The following is a 16,790-nucleotide window of genomic DNA, read 5'->3' as shown; positions in this document are numbered from 1 at the left end:
AACATGATTGCTATTTCAATTGTGCAATGTTACTGGTGGGAAGATCGATGCTTATCTGGTTTTTATTATTTATGACATAATGAAAAAGCCATTCAGAGTTCTGAATGGCTTTTTCTATGCGTTTATTTTTACATTACACTTCTCTTTCAGTATAAGTTAATTATGTATATTAAGAGAAACAGATAAGTTTTTTATGTAGTTATAAGCAGAGTTAAAGAGTTTAATCGACATAACCTTACTGTGTTTTAGGTTGCTAATAATAAGGTTAGGTAGATTGAATTAAAACCTGTGCAGCTTTTGTGCAACTCCTGCTTAGGTTTTAATAAGAAGTAGTGCAGTTTTTATTATAAATGTTATGATGGAATCAAATAAAGGTCTTGTTTAGGCTCTAAATTCTTAACAAGGTTACTTATTTTTTATAAGCAATATCAAAAAAAAACCTTGTCAAAGTATTACTATGACAAGGTTTTGATATTGTTATGAGTTGATGATTACATCATTCCTGGCATTCCACCACCCATTGGTGGCATAGCAGGCTCATCTTTTTTAATTTCTGTCACAACAGCTTCAGTAGTAATTAACATACCAGCAACAGAAGCAGCGTTTTCTAATGCAACACGAGCAACTTTAGTTGGATCAATTACTCCAGCTTCGATCATGTTTACATATTCGTCAGTTTTTGCATTGTATCCGAAATCGCCTGTTCCTTCTTTTACTTTTGCAACAACTACAGAACCTTCACCACCAGCATTGTGAACAATTTGGCGTAATGGTTCTTCGATAGCGCGCGTTACAATTTTAACACCTGTAGCTTCGTCAGCATTAGTTGTTTCGATTGATAAGTTAGCTAAAGCTCTAACAAAAGCAACACCACCACCAGCAACGATACCTTCTTCTACAGCAGCACGAGTTGCATGTAAAGCATCGTCTACACGGTCTTTGATTTCTTTCATTTCAACTTCAGAAGCAGCACCAACGTATAATACAGCAACACCTCCAGCTAATTTAGCTAAGCGTTCTTGTAATTTTTCGCGGTCATAATCAGAAGTTGTTGTTTCGATTTGAGCTTTGATTTGGTTTACACGAGTTTTAATTTGTTCTGCATCACCAGCACCGTTAACAACTGTTGTGTTGTCTTTGTCGATAACTACTCTTTCAGCAGTTCCTAACATTTCTAAAGTAGCCGTTTCTAACGTGATTCCTTGCTCTTCAGAAATAACTGTACCACCTGTTAAGATTGCGATATCTTGTAACATTGCTTTACGACGATCACCAAAACCTGGCGCTTTAACAGCAGCAATTTTTAATGAACCTCTTAAGCGGTTAACCACTAAAGTAGCTAAAGCTTGGCCTTCTACTTCTTCAGAAATGATTAAAAATGGACGACCTGATTGAGCAACTGGCTCTAATAGAGGTAAGATTTCTTGTAGGTTAGAGATTTTTTTCTCACATAATAAAATGTAAGGATTCTCTAATTCAGCAATCATTTTATCTGCGTTTGTAACGAAGTAAGGCGATTGGTATCCACGGTCAAATTGCATACCTTCTACAACGTCAACATACGTTTCAGTTCCTTTTGCTTCTTCAACAGTGATAACACCTTCTTTTCCTACTTTAGAGAAAGCTTCTGCGATTAATGATCCGATTGTATCATCGTTATTTGCAGAGATAGAAGCAACTTGTTTGATTTTTTCTGAAGAATCACCAACTTCTTGTGATTGTTCTCTTAAGTTTGCAACGATTCCAGTAACAGCTTTGTCGATACCACGTTTCAAGTCCATTGGATTTGCACCAGCAGCAACGTTTTTCAACCCTTCGCGAACGATAGCTTGCGCTAAAACTGTAGCAGTAGTTGTACCGTCACCAGCAACGTCGTTAGTTTTAGAAGCTACTTCTTTTACCATTTGAGCACCTAAGTTTTCGATTGGATCTTCCAATTCGATTTCTTTCGCAACAGAAACTCCATCTTTTGTTACGTGTGGAGCACCGAAAGATTTTTCTAAAACTACGTTACGACCTTTTGGTCCTAAAGTTACTTTAACTGCATTTGCTAATGCATCAACACCTCTTTTTAAAGCGTCTCTTGATTCAATATCGAATTTAATATCTTTTGCCATTTTTTATAAGTTTTGTTGTCTTAAGTCTTAAGTCTTAAGTCGAATATGATTAAAAATTAAAAATAAGTTACTTTGTACTTAATACATTTTACTAATTACAACTAAATTTAGATGATAGCCAAAATATCAGCTTCACGCATAATTAAGTAGTCTTTACCTTCTAATTTTAATTCAGTTCCTGAATATTTTCCGTAAAGAACTTTGTCTCCAACTGCAACAGTCATTGGTTCATCTTTTTTACCATTACCAACTGCTACAACGATTCCTTCTTGTGGTTTTTCTTTTGCTGAATCTGGGATAATAATTCCTGATGCTGTTTTAGTTTCTGCAGGAGCAGGCTCAATAACCACTCGATCTGCTAATGGTTTAATGTTTAATTGTGACATATTTGTATTTTTATTTTAATAATTGATGGTTTTAATTCAACGAAAAACGTGCCAATAGATAATTTCTGCCATTATGGATAAGTTAATTTCATTCCTTAAAACAAAAATGCCAAGCTGTCAGACAACTTGGCATTTTAAGCAATTTTATATGCGATTATTTTTTAATAATAATTTTCTTTGAGAATTGCTCACTTCCAGTTTCGATAGAAACAATGTACACACCGTTTGGTAGATTAGTTAAATCTAATTGCTGAGTTTTAGCTGATTTTAAGTTATTTGTATAAACTGTTTTTCCAGTTAAATCTGCAACGGTAACTTTCGCTGATACAATTGATTTTGCAAAGTTAACATTAACAATACCATTTGATGGATTTGGAGAAATTGTAGCAAGGTCTTTTGTGTTAAGATCTAATGTTGCTAATTTGTCCGAAACTTCGAAATTCGCTGTATTTACAGCTAAGAATACATTATCAATTGCTTTGATCATAATGCGAGCTTCTTTTGTTAACTGGATATCCGAAGGAACTGTAAATTCGTATGTACCATTATTTGGTGTTGTTTCTGCTAAGACATAATCAAAGTTTTTACCACCATCTACAGATAATAAAATTTTCACATTTTGTGTGTCAATTCCATTTGCATCAGTTCCTGCTACATCCCAAGTAATAGTTGCTGGTAAATTATGTGTCCAATGATCTGTTTCAGATTGAGAAGTTACTTTAAATGGTCCAACATTTTTCACGTTTAAAGTAATATTTTCACGTGCTGTTTGTCCGCCTTTAGGATTATTATCTCTAACTAAAATAGAGAATCTTAACGAACGAGATACACTTGGAATTACTTCCCAAGTCATTGGTGTTGGATTTGTTTCAAAAGTTAACTTTCCTTCAACGATGGATTTTAAATTAGGGAAATATCTATAACTTTCTGTTGTAGGATTAAGTGATCTAAAAGTAGGTCCTGCTGTATTAGTTGATACTGGCGGTTGTGTTGCGATTTGAGTATCTATTTGTTCCCAGTTATACGTGATGGCATCTCCGTCTTGATCTGTAGCTTTAGCGTCTAATACAAATGCAGTAGAATGTGGTATACCGTACGATAGTTTATCGATTTGAATTACAGGTTCATTATTTCCTGAATCTGTGTTTACCGAACAACTTCCTGCTGCTGAAGTGATAAAAGTGTAGATGTTATTTACACTAACTGTTGAGAAATATGGATCACTATTGTTTTGTATATTAGGAGGACAAATACCTGCATAAGCCATAATTGTGCTTCCACTTCCAGGTTCTACAGCTGTTGCTCCAGAACGATTTCCACCACACGAATTATTGAAAGTATGAGGAGCACCAAATTGATGTCCCATTTCATGTGCTACATAATCAATATAAAAAGGATCGTTGATAGGAGAATTTAAACCAGTAACTCCACCAGCTTTATAAGAACCGCAAGGGCTTTTTAGATAGGCTACTCCGCCACCTCCAGTTGAAAAGACATGACCTACATCGTAATTCTCTACACCAATTTCTCTATCGATAACAGTTTGGTTTTGCCCCAACATAGTTGATCCGTTATTGTTTGTGTATTCATCAGTAGTAATAAAAACAATTTTATCATTGTTTTCTACCAATTCCATTGTTACACCAAATTCTCTTTCATAAACACCATTTACTCTGGTCATTGCTACATTCATAGCAGACATTACAGCAGCTCTTTTTTCTTCTTCTGTTCCTCCTGCTAATCCAGCTCTATTAAAATGATATCTCGAGTATTCTATTGTCGTAGCAAGCGCTAAGCGGTATTTTCTTAATTTACCATCGTTTGCAATTTTATTTACAGGTAGATCATTTGTTATTTGATTGATCAAATTCTGTTGATATACATTATCTGTATGACAGACGAAGTTTGTGTTATCATCAACATTTTTTCTGCTGTAAGAAATATAAGTAGATAAATCTTCTGTGTATGCATCGATATAAGAAATTTCATTTCCTTTGTTTATCATTGCACTCAAACCATGATAAGGCGAATAACTAAATCGGATAGTAGATTTTCCGTCAACAGATTTTCCAACATACGATTTAATCATGTTATATTTTTCTTGTAGCTTAGGAGCCATGATTGATGATTCTTCTACAAGATATTTCGTCAATTCACCCGATTCATTCGGAATGTAAACTAAATTTGGTTGATTACTTCCCTTATTTGCTACAGAATTTAAATCGTTTACTAAACTGCTAACATCTAATTTAAATAATTTAAATTCTTTTGGAACAGTAGATCTTTCTACTAAATTGGTTGGTTGATAATTCTTATTCTTCAATTCTTGCCAGTGATTAACTTGTGCAAAAACAGAAGTTCCTCCCATAAGTAGAGATAAGATAATAAATTTTGATTTCATAAATTTTTAATATTCAAGTGTTAAATAATTAATTTCTTTTGGAATTTCTATAAATAATAAGTTGACAGATTTGTCAGCTTCATCTTTAATTTTCTCTAATTTTAAAATGTTTTTTTTAGAAACATTTTTTAACTCTAAGATTTCATAACGTTCAATATCTGCTTTACAAATAACGGCTACGTTTTTAGAAGTAAAGTCTATAATTTCTAAAGGCGAATTTCTTTCTCCAGGAACAATTAATGATTTTTGAAACGTGTCAAAATCTTTCATGTTTGTAAAAACGTTAATTTCATTTTTACAGCCATTTCTGTCAAAAGCAATTCTAAAAACATTTAATTCATCTTTAGAAATTGTTTTTAAAACCTTTTGTTGTCCGCAACCAATAAAAAAAATAGATATTAATATTATAAGAAAGTAATAGTGCTTCATATTGAATGTTTAAAACTAAATTAAGAATAATAATTTAATTTGAAGTAAAAAAAAAGCGAATCATTTATCTGATTCGCTTTTTGATCTATGTTTTTTCTAAAAAAAATTACTTCACTGGTTGAGCTGGTAATTGATTTTGACTTGCTCCGTCTTGTGTTGGTTGCGTTGGTAAATTATTAGCTGGTGCCGTTACATTTGGCTTAATAGGTTTTATTGCATTTGGATTTTCGTGTGTAATTCCTGCTCCAATTATTAAAACAATAACAGCGATAAATAATCCCCAAGTTGTATTGTCTAAGAATTTATTTGTTCTTTGAACTCCAAACATTTGGCTTCCTCCTCCGCCACCAAAAGTAGAAGATAATCCACCTCCTTTAGGGTTTTGAGATAATACAATTAATACTAATAATATACATAAAATCATGATCATAATCATGAAAAACTGAAATAGTCCCATTTTATTATTTAGAGTTTTTTAAATTTTCAATTTCTTTAATTCGATTTGCAAATAAACTATTTTTTTCTGGATATTTCAAAATTAATATCTTATAAGCTTTAATTGCCTTATCATATTTTTTTTGCTCAATGTAAATTTGAGCCAAGGTTTCGGTCATCAAATCCGAATATTCTTCTGTGTTTTGAACAAAATTTGATGGGGTATTAGCTGGCGTAATATCTGTTTTTTTCATCGGAACGATTTTTGGATTTTTTTCCAAAAAGTCGTCAATCAACTTATATTTTATTTCTCGTTCAGCAATTTCTTGTTCTTCTTCGATCTCTTTTTTAGTTTTTGATTGAGAAGGAACTTTTTTTAACCAATCGGTAAAAGAAAACGTTGATTCTGAGTTATTATTTTCTCCAATTTCAACTTTCTGATCATTTACTTCTGGTTTCGATTCTTCGATAACTTCAATTGTTTCAGCTAAAATTTCTACCTCATTTTTGACAGAATTATTTTCAATTAGTTCTATTTCAGAAGTTTGTTGTACAGCATTTGCAATATCATTTATTGAAGTTTTATCTTCTTTAGAAGTCGAAATTTCTACCACTTCGTTTGTGATTTCAGCGACTTCGTTTAGTTCATCTTCCGAAATAATATCAACCACATGATCTGTTCTCAATTCAGATTCTTCGGTATCATTTTCGATCATTTCATCAACAATATCTTCATTGAAATTGTCGGAATTATCTTTAGAAATGATTTCAGTATTATTGACAAATTGCTCTCTGTTTTCTTCTATATTCTCATCAGTTACTTCGGTTGTATCGTTGTTTTGCTCAACAATTTTAGCTGTAGATTCATCAGAACTAACTTCAGAATTGATTTTATTTTCAACTAATTCTTCCACTTTTTCGTCTTCAATAATCAAAGGGATTGTTTCTGTTTCTTTTTTTATTGGTTCAGAATTGATGTAATGATATAAATCGACACGATTACTACTTTGAATTGATGTTTTGTTTAAATAATCTTCAAAAGATGGATGATTTTCTTTTTTTAAACCATAAAGTAACAAAGCACGTAAAGTATAAAAATAAGGATATTTTTCCACTTCTTTTTTTAGAAGAGGAATGTCCGATTTCTCAACTTCGTACGGATGTGCTACTAAATATTCAATTCTAGTCATTGCTCAAATATAAGGTTATTTTTTTACCAATCCATCGCAATCGACGCAAAAACTTGGTCGCGAATATCATCAATAATTAAAGGAACAATTGACGATTCTACTGCACTTAGCATTGCGTTTCCGTCATATAATTGGAAAGCAGAAAATGTTCTGTCGTAGCTTTTTGATTCGTCTTTATTGTTGATGTATCGTACTTTTACATAAATCGTCAAACGGTTTTTCGCTGCAATATCATTCGATTGAATTGCTTCTGGAACAACGTCATATCCTGTAATTTCACCTTCGATAATTAAATCAGAATTTTCGTTCGAATTTAATTTTAACTTCGTTCTACTTCTGAAAATATCTTGAATAGCAATTGTTAAATCTTGACTTAACGTGGGATTTTGTTGCGGTGCATAATTCGGAAAAGTAGCGACATAAATTGTGTTCCAATCTGGTTGAATTGCAGCTCCTGAAAGCGAATATTTTATACAACCTGTTAAACTAAAAACAGCAAAAATGCTAAGAATAACTTGTTTTAATTTGTTCATATTACAAATGATATTGTTTGATTTTACGGTACAATGTACGCTCAGAAATTCCTAATTCGTCAGCAGCCATTTTGCGTTTGCCTTTGTGTTTTTCTAATGCCAATTTGATCATTTCTTTTTCATTATCTTGTAAAGAAAGCGATTCTGGCTCCTCAATTGGACTTACATCATACACGTCGTTCGAATAATCGTATTGTGGTTGTTGATATGCAGGTGCTTTTGAAGCTGAATTTGTTGGAACTAAATTATAGTGATTTGGAACAAAATCTTCTTCTGTATCGCTTTGATCTTGGTAAACACGTTGAATCAATTCTTGTGTGTTGCCATTAAAATCATCGACATCTTTGTGTTTAATCAAATCTAAAGTTAATGCACGCAAATCGTTCAAATCTTTTTTCATATCCAATAAAACCTTGAACAATAATTCACGTTCTATAAAATCAGAAGAACTTCCGTCTTTTGATTTACTTGTAACCGTTAACATATTTGAATTATTAGGTAATAATTCGATGATTTTTTCTAACGAAATCACACGTTCTTTTTCTATGACCGAAACCTGTTCAGCAAAATTTCGTAATTGACGAACATTTCCTGGCCAAGGATAATTTGCAATATAATTTTGAGCTTCTGGCGATAGCTCGATGTGTGGCATTCTATATTTATTCGCAAAATCTGAAGCGAATTTTCGAAACAATAAATTAATATCTTCTTTGCGTTCGCGTAAAGCAGGAATATCAATTTGAACAGTATTTAATCGATAATATAAATCTTCTCGAAATTTTCCTTTTTCAACTGCTTCTTTTAGTTTTACATTGGTTGCTGCAACAACACGAACATTGGTTTTTTGCAATTCAGAAGAACCAACTTTCATAAATTCACCAGACTCTAAAATACGTAACAAACGTACTTGCGTTGCTAAAGGTAATTCACCAACTTCATCTAAGAAAATTGTTCCACCATCAGCAACTTCAAAGTACCCTTTTCTCGTTTGAGTAGCTCCAGTAAACGCTCCTTTTTCATGCCCAAATAATTCAGAATCGATTGTTCCTTCTGGAATTGCACCACAGTTTACAGCAATATAATTGTTGTGTTTTCGAGCAGATTGATTGTGAATAATTTTTGGAATAAACTCTTTACCAACACCACTTTCTCCGATTACAAGAACAGAAATGTCGGTAGGTGCAACCTGAACGGCCTTTTCTAAAGCGCGATTCAAGGCTACATTATTTCCAATGATTCCAAAACGTTGTTTGATTGTTTGTAAAGAATCCATGTTTTATTTTTTTAGGTTTTTGAAAAATGATCTATCAAATTTCAATTATTGTCTTATTAAAACCGTCATTTCGGGTAAAAATCTATTCTCGATACAATTTTTAATCATTTCATTAATAAAAATCACTCGAATTGACGAATTTTATTGTTGTATATAATTGACAGATTGATTGTTAAAAAGAATTAATTATCCTTCAATCATTTCACCAATTAAGGTTGCAGTTGTACAGCTATTTGCTTTTACGTTGACAAAATCTCCAACTTTAGTTCCTTCGACTTTAGGGAATACTAAAACTGCATTTTGGGTATTGCGTCCGTACCAGAAATTTTCGTCACGTTTAGAATTTCCTTCAATTAATACTTCATGTACTTTTCCTACATAAGCATTCATACGCTCAGCAGAATGTTTTTGTTGCATTTCGATGATTTCTTGTAATCGACGTTTTTTATCTTCTGGTAGAACATCATCTGGCATTTTTTTGTGTGCAGGTGTTCCTGGACGTTCAGAATAAGCGAACATATAACCGAAATCATATTTCACATATTCCATTAACGATAAAGTATCTTGATGTTCTTCCTCTGTTTCTCCACAGAAACCTGCAATCATATCATGAGATAAAGCACAATCTGGAACGATGCGTCGAATTTTATCAATTAATTCGAAATACTCTTCACGCGTGTGTTGACGATTCATACGTTCTAAAACAGTTGTAGAACCTGATTGAACAGGTAAGTGAATGTATTTACAAATATTCTTATGTTTCGCCATCATTTCTAATACGCCTTCTTCCATATCTTGTGGATTAGAAGTAGAAAAACGTAAACGAATGTTAGGAAATTGCGTTGCAACCATGTCTAATAATTGTGCAAAATCTACTGCTGTTGCTTTCTGAATGTCTGTTGCATTTTTGAAATCTTTTTTTGGTCCTCCACCATACCATAAATATGAATCGACGTTTTGACCTAAAAGTGTGATTTCTTTGTATCCATTTTCTGCTAATTCTTTACACTCATTTAAGATAGAATGTGGATCACGAGATCGTTCACGACCACGAGTAAAAGGAACAACACAGAATGTACACATGTTATCGCAACCACGAGTAATCGTAACGAAAGCAGTTACGCCGTTTCCTCCTAAACGAACAGGAGAAATTTCTGCATACGTTTCTTCTTTTGATAGTTGTACATTTACTGCATCACGACCATCTTCTACATCATTCAGTAAATTTGGTAAATCACGGTATGCATCTGGTCCAACAACGATATCAACTAAATGTTCTTCTTCAAGAAATTTATGTTTTAATCGTTCCGCCATACAACCTAAAACACCAATTTTAAGACTTGGATTTTGTTTTTTGATGGCGTTCAAAGTTGCCAAACGTTTACGAACAGTTTGTTCTGCTTTCTCTCGAATAGAACATGTATTTAATAAGATTAAATCTGCTTCGTCAACTTTTTGTGTTGTTTGGTAACCTTCGTTATTTAGAATAGAGGCAACGATTTCACTATCTGAGAAATTCATTTGACATCCGTAACTTTCTAAGAATAATTTCTTTGTAGCATTACGTGTAGGAGCAGTCATCAAAGCTTCTCCTTGTCTTGCTTCATCTATATGTTTTTCTTCTGTATGCATTCTAAAATGGATATTTTATCGTGCAAAAATAATAAAACTATGTGACATATTGGCAGTAAATTTTTCTTTTGCATTTTATTAACATTTTGTAGATTTGAGAAAACGAAATACTTAAAAAAACAAATATGGATAAGAGAGTACAAGATCGAATAGAAGAAAAGCTTCAGAATGGCTTTCAGCTAAAAGCTGGTCAAGTTGTTGAAAAAGCGGGCGATATTTTTAAAGGAATTGCAGGTTATGCGATTTTAGCGGTGTTAATTTATTTTATCACTTTGTGGATTTTGAATATGTTGGTAGGACTTGTTTTTCCTATTTCTATGGATGAAGAGGAGATTCAAGCAATTGCAAGTAGTGGTGATCCGGAAGCTGTAATGGAAATGTACCAAGAAATTTTTTCGAGCACTTCTGCAATGGTGTCTATTTTCTTGACGAATATTTTATCAGCTGTTTTGTATCCGATGTTATATAGCATTTATACAATGGCTTATAAATATGATTATAAAAAGAATCCAGAATTGAGTGATATTTTTATTCATTACAAAGATGGAAAGTTCTTGAATCTTTTTCTTGTTACATTAGTCGTTCAAATTGTAGGTAGTATTGGGTTAACGTTATGTTTAGTTCCAGGTTTTATTGTTTATACGATGTGGATGTTAGCAGTTCCATTAATTATTTTTGCATCAGCTGATGTAAAAGAAGCCTTAAATTATAGTATGAAGTTAGCTTTCAAAAACTTTGGAAGTTTCTTTGTTGTCTTATTATTAGGAATAGCAATTATAATTCTTGGTTTTATTTTATGTTGTGTAGGACTTATTCCAGCAATTCCATTTGTGTACGTGATGATGTATATACTGTATAGGGAAGTGGTTGGTTTTGACGATCAACAATCAGAAATAGAACAAATCGGAACAGATATTTATAAGGACAATCCTTATATGAAATAGATAAAATTATGGAGCAGTTGAAAATCATTTTTGGCTGCTTCATTTTTTTGTTATTAATTTTGCAGAAATTTTTTAAGAAAACAATATGTCTAAAAATCTCGTTATTGTTGAGTCCCCAGCAAAAGCTAAAACCATTCAAGGTTTTTTAGGTGATGATTTTATCGTGGAGTCAAGTTTTGGTCATGTAGTCGATTTACCAAAGAAAGGAATGGGAATCGAAATCGAGAATCATTATAAGCCAATCTACGAAGTAACACCTGATAAAAAGGATGTTGTAAGTAAACTAAAAAAATTGTCTTCTAAAGCCGAAACAATTTGGTTAGCATCCGATGAGGACCGTGAAGGAGAGGCTATTTCTTGGCACTTATATCACGTTCTTGGGTTAGAAAAAAAGGATACAAAACGTATTGTTTTTAATGAGATTACGAAAAAAGCTATCCAACGTGCAGTAGATAATCCACGTGAAATTGATGAGAATTTGGTAGATGCACAACAAGCTCGTCGTGTTTTGGATCGATTAGTTGGTTTTGAGATGTCACCAATTTTATGGAAAAAAATCAAACCAGGTTTATCAGCAGGACGTGTTCAATCGGTTTCTGTTCGATTGATTGTTGAGCGCGAAAAAGAAATTCAAAACTTTGTTCCAGTTTCATCATACAAATTCATCGCAATTTTCGAAACAAATGAAGGAAGAACATTAAAAGCAGTTTTAACAAAAGAATTTTCAACGTTAAAAGAAGCTGAAGATTTCTTAGCAACATGTGTTGGAGCAGATTTTAAAGTAAATGATTTACAGAAAAAACCTGCAAAACGTACGCCTTCAGCACCATTCACAACATCTACATTGCAACAAGAAGCTTCTCGTAAATTAGGTTTTTCTGTTTCGAGAACAATGCGTGTAGCGCAACAGTTGTATGAATCTGGGCATATTACCTATATGAGAACGGATAGTGTGAATTTATCTGATGATGCATTAACTGCAGTTAAAGCAGAGATAGAATCTGCTTACGGGAACAAATATGTTGAGATCAGAAAGTATAAAAATAAAAACTCTTCCGCACAAGAAGCGCACGAGGCAATTCGTCCTACGCATTTCGAAAATCATTCGATAAATGCAGACGATTCGATGCGTAAACTATACGAATTAATTTGGAAACGTACAGTTGCTTCTCAAATGGCAAATGCCGAATTAGAGCGAACAATCATTGATATTGATAACAACAAAAACAACTTTATTTTTCAAGCAAAAGGAGAAGTGATTGTTTTTGATGGTTTCTTAAAAGTCTATCAAGAATCGCATGATGACGAAGATACGGATGATGACAAAGTATTGTTGCCAAGCGTAAAAGTAAATGAGCAATTGAAAGCGGATGAAATTAACGGTACGGAACGATTTTCTCGTCCTGCTGCTCGTTATACAGAAGCATCTTTGGTAAAAAAATTAGAAGAATTAGGAATCGGTCGACCTTCAACTTATGCCCCAACAATCTCTACAATCCAAAATAGAGGTTACGTAGAAGTTGGTGAATTGGATGGACAAGAACGAATATACAATACGTTAACATTAGTTGATAATCAAATCAAAAAAGCACAACAAAAAGAAATTTTTGGTGCAGATCGTCGCAAATTAATCCCAACTGATATTGGAATTGTGGTAAATGATTTCTTGGTAGATTATTTTACAAACGTGTTGGATTATGATTTTACTGCTCGTGTTGAAAATAGTTTTGATGAGATTGCAGAAGGTAAATTGAATTGGACAAAAATGATTGATGAGTTTTATACAAAATTTCATCAAACGGTAGAAGATGTTCAAGAAAATGCAGATCGTGCAACAGGAGAACGAGAGTTGGGAATCGATCCAACTTCAGGTAAAAAAGTACATGCACGTATTGGGCGTTTTGGACCAATGATTCAGATAGGAGAAGCAGAGGATGAGGAAAAACCACGTTTTGCGAGTCTTCAAAAACATCAATCGATTCATAATATTACATTAGAAGAAGCATTAAAATTATTCGAATTACCAAAAACTTTGGGTGAGTATAAAGCGCACGAAGTTGAGGTGAATATTGGACGTTTCGGCCCTTACGTAAAGTTTGATGATAAATACATTTCGATTCCGAAAGAAGAAGATCCAATGGATTTATCATTTGAACGTGCGGTAGAACTAATCGAAGAAAAGTTAAAAGCCGATGCGCCGATTGCACAATACGAAGGATATGATGTAACAAAAGGTAAAGGACGTTTTGGACCATTTATCAAATGGAACGAATGGTTTATCAATGTTCCAAAAAAATACGATTTCGATCATTTATCACAAGCGGATATTATCGAATTGATTGAAGATAAAAAACGTAAAGAATCTGAGCGTGTTGTTCGCGAATGGGCAGAACAAGAAATTCGTTTAGAAAAAGCGCGTTGGGGACGTTTCAATTTAATTCAAGGAAAAATTAAAGTTGAATTACCAAAAGAAACAAATCCAGAAGCTTTGACTTTGGCTGAGGTAGAAAAATTGATAGAAGCAGCTAAACCTGTAAAGAAAACTGCTACAAAGAAAGCTCCAGCTAAAAAAGCAACTGCCAAGAAAACGACAACTAAAAAACCAACGACTAAAAAGTAATGTACAACGACTTTTTAAAACCCGTTTCTGAAGAATTACAAGATTTTGCGAAGTCTTGTAATTCTTTTGCGTTAGGTACATCAATTAAATTTCGTAAAGATGTTCTTGAAACAGCAGAAAATACGAATGATAAAATTGCAATAATTGGTGTGACTGAATCTCGTTCGAAACAAAAAGATTTGATCGAAGACGTAGATTTTAGCTTAATTCGAACTCAATTGTACGAATTACAAATGGGCAATTGGTCGATAGATTTGTACGATTTTGGTGATGTTAATTACTATGATGACAAACATGAAACCGAAAAAGTTTTTAGAGAGGTTACAAACGGACTGATACGAGATGGATACAATGTGGTTATTTTGGGAGGAAACCCAAGTTTGGGATACCAGCAATATCGTGCTTATGATGAACTTGTTGATAAAATAAATTATTTAACTATTGATCACAAATTACGTTTAGGCAAAGATGAAGCTCAAACAACGGAGACTAATTATTTAACTAAAATTATTTCGAACGAACCTTTCAATTTATTAGATTATACAAATATTGGTTTTCAGACGTATTTCGTAGCGCAAGAAAAATTGGATTTGTTGGATCAGTTAAATTTTGAAGCTGTTCGTTTAGGAGTTATTTCAGAGAATCTAAAAGAAATAGAACCTTATTCAAGAGATATTCATGCCGCTTTGCTTAATCTTTCAAGTTTGCAAGGTTCAGATTTTTCTTCTTCAAAAAATATGACACCAAATGGTTTTACATCGCGCGAAATTTGTGCCTTAACAAGATATTTAGGCTTCAGCAATAAATTGTCTTCACTTTACGTTTGTGACTATATCGAGAACTATAAAAAATTAGATCATTTGCTTATAGCACAGATGATTTGGTATTTTATTGATGGAAAAAATCATCGCCCAGAGATAAAAAGTTTTGACGATACACAATATTTTGAGAAAATTTTTGTTCCTACAGAAGGATATAATTATATTTTTTATCGAAATACAGTAACTAATCAATTGTGGATTGAAGTTGACAACACAATTGATGGAGAACGAAAATTTGAAATTATTTCGTGTTCAGAAAAAGATTATGAACAAGCCTTGAATGGAGAAATACCAAATAGATGGTGGAAGTATTTCAAAAAATTTTATTAAAAATAAAGAATAATTGTAAAAATCAATTAATAAAATGCCTTAATTTGTAGCCTTATTAATTGAGAACTAAAAGTATAAAACCTGTATAAAAATAAATCTATAGCAGAATGAATAGAATTTTGGTAAGTGCATTGTTGCTATCTCTTTCTTTATCATCATGTAAAATGTTGAAAAACAGAGGGAGTAGTGATAGAAATGATGGACAGATAGTTTCGAAAACCTCTTCAGCCTGGACGCCAGTTCGTCCAAAAGGGATGGTTCCGATTCCGAGTGGATCGTTTGTTTTAGGACAAACAGATTATGATTTTACAAAAACAAATGACGCTCCAGTGAAAACTGTTACTGTTACAGGTTTTTTTATGGATGATACAGAAATTACAAATTCTGAGTATCAAATTTTTGTGAATTATGTAAAAGATTCTATCGCTCGTACCGCTTTAGCAAATAAGGCTGAAGCATTAGGGTTTGACCCAATGAATCCAGGTGCAGATGGTGATGGAATAGGTGCTTTTGCATATGTTTCTGGTTCCGAAGATGGAGAAGGAACACCATATGATGAGTATCTTAAAAATAGTAATACAGGTAGAGATGGATATTCATTGGACGCAAAAAAAATAAACTGGAAACAACGCCTAGAGTGGGATAAATACAAATATCCAGATGTAGATTACGCGGAGGTAATGGAAGGAATGTACTATCCACCAGAAGAGCGTATGAATGGAGAGAGACGTATCGATACGCGTAAATTAAATTATTCTTATGTAACAGTTGACCAAGCTGCTGCTGCGAAAAAACGTGGTACGTTTCGCGTAGATTTTAGAAAAGAATTTAGTTTAAATATTTATCCAGATACAACAGTTTGGGTAAGAGATTTCAACTATTCGTATAACGATCCAATGCACCAAGATTATTTCTGGCACAAAGCTTATGCAGATTATCCTGTAGTTGGAATTAATTGGAATCAGGCGACTGCTTTCTGTGATTTCCGTACAAGATATCACAATACAGCTCTAAATAACAAAAAGAAAAGAGGAAGCCAAGTTAAAGTAATAAGTTATCGTTTACCAACAGAAATTGAATGGGAATACGCAGCGAAAGGTGGTTATGAAAATGCCCCTTATCCTTGGGGTGGACCGTATTTGGTAGATGATAGAGGATGTTATTTAGCGAATTTCAAACCAAAACGTGGAGATTATTTAGAAATTAACGATGGTAAGAAAACAGGTTATATGTACACAGCACCAATCAAAACTTTCAAAGCGAATGGATATGGTCTGTACGATATGGCGGGTAACGTTGCAGAATGGACAAGTTCTCCTTATAACAGATCTTCTTACACTATGTCTTCAACGCTTAATCCTTCAATTACAATGTCAGGAGAAGTAAATAGAAGTGTACGTGGTGGATCATGGAAAGATGTCGGTTATTTATTAATGACTTCATCAAGAGATTGGGAACACAAAGATTCAGCAAGAAGCTTTATCGGTTTCCGTACAGTACAATCTTTCCCAGAAGGATCAAAAGTAAATTACAGAAAAACCAAATAACCTTACATAAAAAAACAATAAATTAAAAAGCACTCACATGGCAGTACAAGCTTCAAAACAAGAACGTCTTACAAATTTTTTGTATAATTTCTTTGCCGCAGTAGTAATTATCGGGGCATTATGTAAAATTAC

General features: G+C 33.1%; 13 protein-coding genes. 4 read left to right on the top strand and 9 right to left on the bottom strand.

Translation table 11 applies throughout. The features are described from left to right. Positions 1–491: 491 nt before the first annotated feature. The 9 genes from groL to miaB all read right to left on the bottom strand — a co-directional run bounded on the left by groL (position 492) and on the right by miaB (position 10,396). Positions 492–2,117, bottom strand: a complete 1,626-nt coding sequence (groL, locus tag Q0616_RS02295; RefSeq protein WP_188319648.1) for a chaperonin GroEL — start codon at positions 2,115–2,117, stop codon at positions 492–494. 107 nt (positions 2,118–2,224) lie between these two features. Next, on the bottom strand, positions 2,225–2,503 hold the full coding sequence (locus Q0616_RS02290; RefSeq protein ID WP_019975019.1) for a co-chaperone GroES: 279 nt from the start codon (positions 2,501–2,503) through the stop codon (positions 2,225–2,227). Between the two features lie 154 nt (positions 2,504–2,657). After that, positions 2,658–4,904 (bottom strand): zinc-dependent metalloprotease family protein, encoded by a 2,247-nt coding sequence (locus tag Q0616_RS02285; protein ID WP_298774749.1) that lies wholly within the window; start codon positions 4,902–4,904, stop codon positions 2,658–2,660. A gap of 6 nt (positions 4,905–4,910) precedes the next feature. Further along, positions 4,911–5,333: a hypothetical protein gene (locus tag Q0616_RS02280; RefSeq protein WP_188319649.1), complete on the bottom strand. Its 423-nt coding sequence runs from the start codon at positions 5,331–5,333 to the stop codon at positions 4,911–4,913. Between the two features lie 106 nt (positions 5,334–5,439). Continuing rightward, on the bottom strand, positions 5,440–5,790 hold the full coding sequence (gene secG, locus Q0616_RS02275; protein ID WP_171623173.1) for a preprotein translocase subunit SecG: 351 nt from the start codon (positions 5,788–5,790) through the stop codon (positions 5,440–5,442). 4 nt (positions 5,791–5,794) lie between these two features. Beyond that, positions 5,795–6,958 carry a hypothetical protein gene (locus Q0616_RS02270; RefSeq protein WP_298774738.1) on the bottom strand — a complete coding sequence of 388 codons (1,164 nt, stop codon included), beginning with the start codon at positions 6,956–6,958 and terminating at the stop codon, positions 5,795–5,797. 23 nt (positions 6,959–6,981) lie between these two features. After that, positions 6,982–7,491, bottom strand: a complete 510-nt coding sequence (locus Q0616_RS02265; protein ID WP_225540181.1) for an LptE family protein — start codon at positions 7,489–7,491, stop codon at positions 6,982–6,984. 1 nt (position 7,492) lies between these two features. Next, positions 7,493–8,764, bottom strand: coding sequence for a sigma-54 dependent transcriptional regulator (locus tag Q0616_RS02260; protein ID WP_298774728.1), 1,272 nt, complete (start codon positions 8,762–8,764; stop codon positions 7,493–7,495). 186 nt (positions 8,765–8,950) lie between these two features. Next, entirely contained in the window at positions 8,951–10,396 is a 1,446-nt protein-coding gene (miaB, locus tag Q0616_RS02255; RefSeq protein ID WP_171623177.1) for a tRNA (N6-isopentenyl adenosine(37)-C2)-methylthiotransferase MiaB, read from the bottom strand. 125 nt (positions 10,397–10,521) lie between these two features. On the opposite strand from miaB, the gene Q0616_RS02250 reads away from it, so the two are divergent. The 4 genes from Q0616_RS02250 (at position 10,522) to gldK (ending at position 16,658) form a co-directional block, all read left to right on the top strand. After that, the gene (locus Q0616_RS02250) at positions 10,522–11,340 is read left to right on the top strand and encodes a hypothetical protein (protein WP_298774723.1); all 819 of its coding nucleotides are present in this window, start codon (positions 10,522–10,524) and stop codon (positions 11,338–11,340) included. An 85-nt stretch (positions 11,341–11,425) separates the two neighbouring features. After that, positions 11,426–13,960 carry a type I DNA topoisomerase gene (gene topA, locus Q0616_RS02245; RefSeq protein WP_260544362.1) on the top strand — a complete coding sequence of 845 codons (2,535 nt, stop codon included), beginning with the start codon at positions 11,426–11,428 and terminating at the stop codon, positions 13,958–13,960. Next, a complete protein-coding gene (locus tag Q0616_RS02240; protein WP_298774717.1) occupies positions 13,960–15,111 on the top strand; it encodes an arginase family protein in 1,152 nt (383 codons plus the stop codon). The genes topA and Q0616_RS02240 overlap by 1 nt, the downstream gene beginning before the upstream one ends. Positions 15,112–15,218: 107 nt before the next feature. Further along, on the top strand, positions 15,219–16,658 hold the full coding sequence (gene gldK, locus Q0616_RS02235; protein WP_298774714.1) for a gliding motility lipoprotein GldK: 1,440 nt from the start codon (positions 15,219–15,221) through the stop codon (positions 16,656–16,658). Positions 16,659–16,790: the final 132 nt, after the last annotated feature.

It is taken from the genome of uncultured Empedobacter sp. (genome assembly GCF_937930195.1).
Lineage (GTDB): Bacteria > Bacteroidota > Bacteroidia > Flavobacteriales > Weeksellaceae > Empedobacter > Empedobacter stercoris.
Note: the sequence above shows the minus strand (reverse complement) of the source record. Positions and strands in the feature narration are given on the sequence as shown.

What these genes read in the sequence shown, in the direction of transcription:
- groL (WP_188319648.1), bottom strand. Translation starts at nt 2,117, where the DNA reads ATGGCAAAAGATATTAAATTCGATATTGAATCAAGAGACGCTTTAAAA.
- Q0616_RS02290 (WP_019975019.1), bottom strand. Translation starts at nt 2,503, where the DNA reads ATGTCACAATTAAACATTAAACCATTAGCAGATCGAGTGGTTATTGAG.
- Q0616_RS02285 (WP_298774749.1), bottom strand. Translation starts at nt 4,904, where the DNA reads ATGAAATCAAAATTTATTATCTTATCTCTACTTATGGGAGGAACTTCT.
- Q0616_RS02280 (WP_188319649.1), bottom strand. Translation starts at nt 5,333, where the DNA reads ATGAAGCACTATTACTTTCTTATAATATTAATATCTATTTTTTTTATT.
- secG (WP_171623173.1), bottom strand. Translation starts at nt 5,790, where the DNA reads ATGGGACTATTTCAGTTTTTCATGATTATGATCATGATTTTATGTATA.
- Q0616_RS02270 (WP_298774738.1), bottom strand. Translation starts at nt 6,958, where the DNA reads ATGACTAGAATTGAATATTTAGTAGCACATCCGTACGAAGTTGAGAAA.
- Q0616_RS02265 (WP_225540181.1), bottom strand. Translation starts at nt 7,491, where the DNA reads ATGAACAAATTAAAACAAGTTATTCTTAGCATTTTTGCTGTTTTTAGT.
- Q0616_RS02260 (WP_298774728.1), bottom strand. Translation starts at nt 8,764, where the DNA reads ATGGATTCTTTACAAACAATCAAACAACGTTTTGGAATCATTGGAAAT.
- miaB (WP_171623177.1), bottom strand. Translation starts at nt 10,396, where the DNA reads ATGCATACAGAAGAAAAACATATAGATGAAGCAAGACAAGGAGAAGCT.
- Q0616_RS02250 (WP_298774723.1), top strand. Translation starts at nt 10,522, where the DNA reads ATGGATAAGAGAGTACAAGATCGAATAGAAGAAAAGCTTCAGAATGGC.
- topA (WP_260544362.1), top strand. Translation starts at nt 11,426, where the DNA reads ATGTCTAAAAATCTCGTTATTGTTGAGTCCCCAGCAAAAGCTAAAACC.
- Q0616_RS02240 (WP_298774717.1), top strand. Translation starts at nt 13,960, where the DNA reads ATGTACAACGACTTTTTAAAACCCGTTTCTGAAGAATTACAAGATTTT.
- gldK (WP_298774714.1), top strand. Translation starts at nt 15,219, where the DNA reads ATGAATAGAATTTTGGTAAGTGCATTGTTGCTATCTCTTTCTTTATCA.